The organism is Flavobacterium sp., from assembly GCF_035760125.1.
Classification (GTDB): domain Bacteria; phylum Bacteroidota; class Bacteroidia; order Flavobacteriales; family Flavobacteriaceae; genus Flavobacterium.
Genome location: NZ_DASTTN010000107.1, coordinates 1 through 3,613, shown reverse-complemented (window position 1 = coordinate 3,613; position 3,613 = coordinate 1). Strand labels below are relative to the sequence as shown.

Genomic DNA, 3,613 nt, shown 5'->3' with positions numbered 1-3,613 from the left:
TCCGCATCCTGGCAATTTCTTGGTTAATGATAACAATCAATTGGTAGCTTTGGATTTTGGCTGTATGAAGAAAATTCCTAATGACTTTTACATTCCGTATTTTGAATTGGTAAACCCAAAAATACTCAACAATCCACAATTATTTAATGAGAAACTTTTTGAACTGGAAATTCTAAGAATGGATGATTCTCCTGAAGAGATTCTTTATTTCACTCAAATGTTTTATGACTTACTGTCACTTTTCACCCAACCTTTTCAAAGAGAAGTCTTTGATTTTTCGGATGCGGAATTTTTCGGAAATATTGCACAACTCGGAGAACGATTTTCAAAAGATACCAACTTAAAAAAAATGAACGGTAACCGTGGTTCCAAACATTTTATCTATATGAACAGAACCTTTTTTGGGCTGTACAATCTATTGTTTGATTTGAAAGCCAATATCGTAGTGAATCATTATAAAAAATATGAATAATTCATTTCAAAAAAATGCGAAATATAGTAATCATTGGCGGAAGTAAAGGAATTGGAAGTGCAATCCTAAGGCAACAATTGGAAAACAACAAAGTACATAACATCAGTAGATCAACTCCTGATGTCATACATACTAACTTAATTCATTACCCCATTTCGATTCTTGAAGATGATTTACCCGAAATTGAAGCCGTAGATGTTCTCATCTATTGCCCCGGTTCGATTACATTAAAACCTATTTTGAGTTTGAATCTTGACGATTTTAGAAATGATTTTGAAATCAACGTAATTGGCGCTGTAAAAGCAATTCAGAAGTATTTGCCTGCCCTAAAAAAAGGAAATAATCCGTCCATTGTATTATTCAGTACCGTTGCTGCCAAACTGGGAATGCCTTTTCACGCCAGTATCGCTACCGCAAAAGCAGGAATTGAAGGATTGGTAAAATCCCTAGGTGCCGAATTGGCTTCTGTGGTTCGAGTAAATGCCATTGCTCCAACCATCACCGAAGAAACTTCGCTTTCTGCTAATATCCTTAGGAACGACCGCATGAAAGAAAACATGATGGAACGCCATCCGATGAAAAATTATCTAAAACCCAATGAAGTTGCCGAAATGGCCAATTACTTACTATCTGAAAATGCCAAATCCATTTCGGGTCAAGTTTTTGAAATGGATTATGGAATCGTAAGTTTTAAATTATAATGACATGAAAATTCTTTTAACAGGCGCAACAGGATATGTAGGCAAACGGCTTTTACCTATTTTGATAGAGCAAGGCCATGATGTTATTTGCTGTGTCCGGGACAAACAGCGTTTTTTTTGTCCAAAAGAATTTGAAAAAAACATACAAATTATAGAAGTTGATTTTTTACAACAAGAATCGTTGGCTCATATTCCAAATAACATAGATGCTGCCTATTATTTAATACATTCTATGTCCGGTTCTGCTAATAATTATGATGAGCTGGAATATATGTCGGCTATAAATTTTGTAGAACAAATCAATAATACCAAGACCAAACAAGTCATTTATTTAAGCGGAATTGTCAACGACCAATCACTTTCCAAACACCTATCCTCAAGAAAAGCCGTAGAAGAGGTTTTGAACACGGGAACTTTTGCCACGACTACATTGAGAGCTGGAATCATAGTAGGTTCCGGTAGTGCATCCTTTGAAATCATTCGGGATTTAGTTCAAAAATTGCCCGTAATGATTACACCAAAATGGCTCAATACCAAATGCCAACCCATAGCTATTGGTGATGTTTTGGATTTTTTGTCAAAGTCACTTTTAAATCCATCAACATACAACCAAAGTTTTGACATCGGTGGTCCAGATATCCTCACTTACAAAGAAATGCTTTTAGGGTTTGCCAAAGCAATTCACCTCAAAAGATACATTTACACCGTGCCGGTAATGACACCAAAATTATCCTCCTATTGGTTGTACTTTGTAACCTCAACCTCCTATAAATTAGCAACAGCATTGGTGAGCAGTATGAAAGTCGAAGTCATTTGCCGAGACAACAGCATCAATTCAATTTTGAATATTAAGCCTATGCCTTATGAACTTGCATTGTCCAAAGCCTTAGTCAAAATTAACAATGACGCTATTGCTTCTAGTTGGAAAGACGCCATGATTAGCGGTCAATTTGTAGGTAACGTAAGCGATTATCTCAAAGTCCCAAAGAAAGACTGCTTTATCGACCGAAGAAAAATGGAAATTAAAAACCGAGCTTTTACCATTAACCAAATTTGGTCCATTGGTGGTGAAACCGGTTGGTATTACGGCGATTGGCTTTGGGAGTTACGTGGATTTATAGACAAACTTTTTGGAGGTGTAGGTTCGAGAAGAGGACGCACCAACAAACACGACATTCACGCTGGTGATGCATTAGATTTTTGGCGGGTTTTGTATGCCAACAAAGACGAAGGTAAACTCATTCTCTATGCAGAAATGAAACTACCCGGTGAAGCCTGGCTCGAATTTAAAATCATCAACAACACTTTGTACCAATCGGCAACTTTTAGACCCGAAGGCATTTGGGGGAAATTATATTGGTATTCCGTTTTACCTTTTCACGGATTTATTTTTAAAGGAATGCTTCATAAGCTCATTCAATAATTTCTTTTTTTGCTAAAAAATAAACCTTTTCAAAATCATTTGGGGGTGCCTCCATTAGACAAAGAGGGCTACTTATAGCACCGCCTCTTCGCCCCCTTCCCCTACTGCTGTCGAGCTATCCATGCTACTTTGGTAGCTTATTTCAAATGAAATTCACTGAACTCCTATGAAAATAAATTAATGTGAAGTAATCCCTCACCCAAAACAACTTCAAGGAAAACGACATGAAATGATTTTCAAAAAAAGGAAAACATATTTAAATCAAACAGTTGCCACACGCAATTTTAAAAGTAATTACTTATAAAAAGAAAATAAAACTACACTTAATCGATTTTTATTGTACTTTTAACTCATGTAATTCAAAATTATGTTAATAGCCCTATATTTCATGTTCACTTATTTGGTAGCAATCGGAATTGCTAATACTAAAGCTAAAAAAGAATATGGTTGGAATACGCAACTATTGATAACAATTGTTGTTTTTCCTGTGGCCATTCCGTTCATAATAATGATGGAAATCCATGCTTTTCTAAATAAAAAATGTACGTTTTAGTAATTCTAAGTTTTAAAAGTAAAGCCCTGTTATATTTTTTTTTAGTAGCCTGAATCCATCCTTCAACAAATCACTTCAAAATACCATTTTTATAAGTAGTAATAGCTCGGTCTCGTGCAAATGCGTGATCAACCATGGGTTCGCAGTAACCTAAATCAAATTCAGGAATCCATTTTCGGATGTAGATTCCTTTTTCGTCAAACTTTTTGAGCTGGATATCGGGATTAAAAACCCTGAAATAAGGTGCCGCATCACAGCCAGTTCCTGCAGCCCATTGCCAGTTACCGACATTAGCCGACAAATCGTAATCCAATAATTTTTCAGCAAAATAAGCTTCGCCCCATTGCCAATTGATCAGTAAATGTTTGCACAAAAAACTAGCCACCACCATACGCACTCTATTGTGCATATAGCCTGTTTCATTGAGTTGGCGCATTCCTGCATCGACCATAGGATAACCGGTA

Annotated in this window: 5 protein-coding genes; 4 read left to right on the top strand and 1 reads right to left on the bottom strand. The window is 36.2% G+C overall.

The genetic code is table 11. The features are described 5' to 3' along the window. The 4 genes from VFS71_RS04195 to VFS71_RS04180 all read left to right on the top strand — a co-directional run. A partial coding sequence (locus VFS71_RS04195; protein ID WP_326399563.1) for an AarF/UbiB family protein occupies positions 1-472 on the top strand: 472 nt, incomplete at its 5' end. A 14-nt stretch (positions 473-486) separates the two neighbouring features. Next, a complete protein-coding gene (locus tag VFS71_RS04190) occupies positions 487-1,173 on the top strand; it encodes an SDR family oxidoreductase (RefSeq protein WP_326399562.1) in 687 nt (228 codons plus the stop codon). A gap of 4 nt (positions 1,174-1,177) precedes the next feature. Continuing rightward, the gene (locus VFS71_RS04185) at positions 1,178-2,596 is read left to right on the top strand and encodes an SDR family oxidoreductase (protein ID WP_326399561.1); all 1,419 of its coding nucleotides are present in this window, start codon (positions 1,178-1,180) and stop codon (positions 2,594-2,596) included. Positions 2,597-2,963: 367 nt separating this feature from the next. Beyond that, complete coding sequence (locus VFS71_RS04180) at positions 2,964-3,149, top strand: hypothetical protein (RefSeq protein WP_326399560.1); 186 nt, start codon at positions 2,964-2,966, stop codon at positions 3,147-3,149. 70 nt (positions 3,150-3,219) lie between these two features. On the opposite strand, the gene VFS71_RS04175 is transcribed toward VFS71_RS04180, so the two are convergent. Further along, positions 3,220-3,613 (bottom strand): FAD-binding domain-containing protein (locus VFS71_RS04175; protein WP_326399559.1); only part of this gene is annotated, 394 nt, incomplete at its 5' end.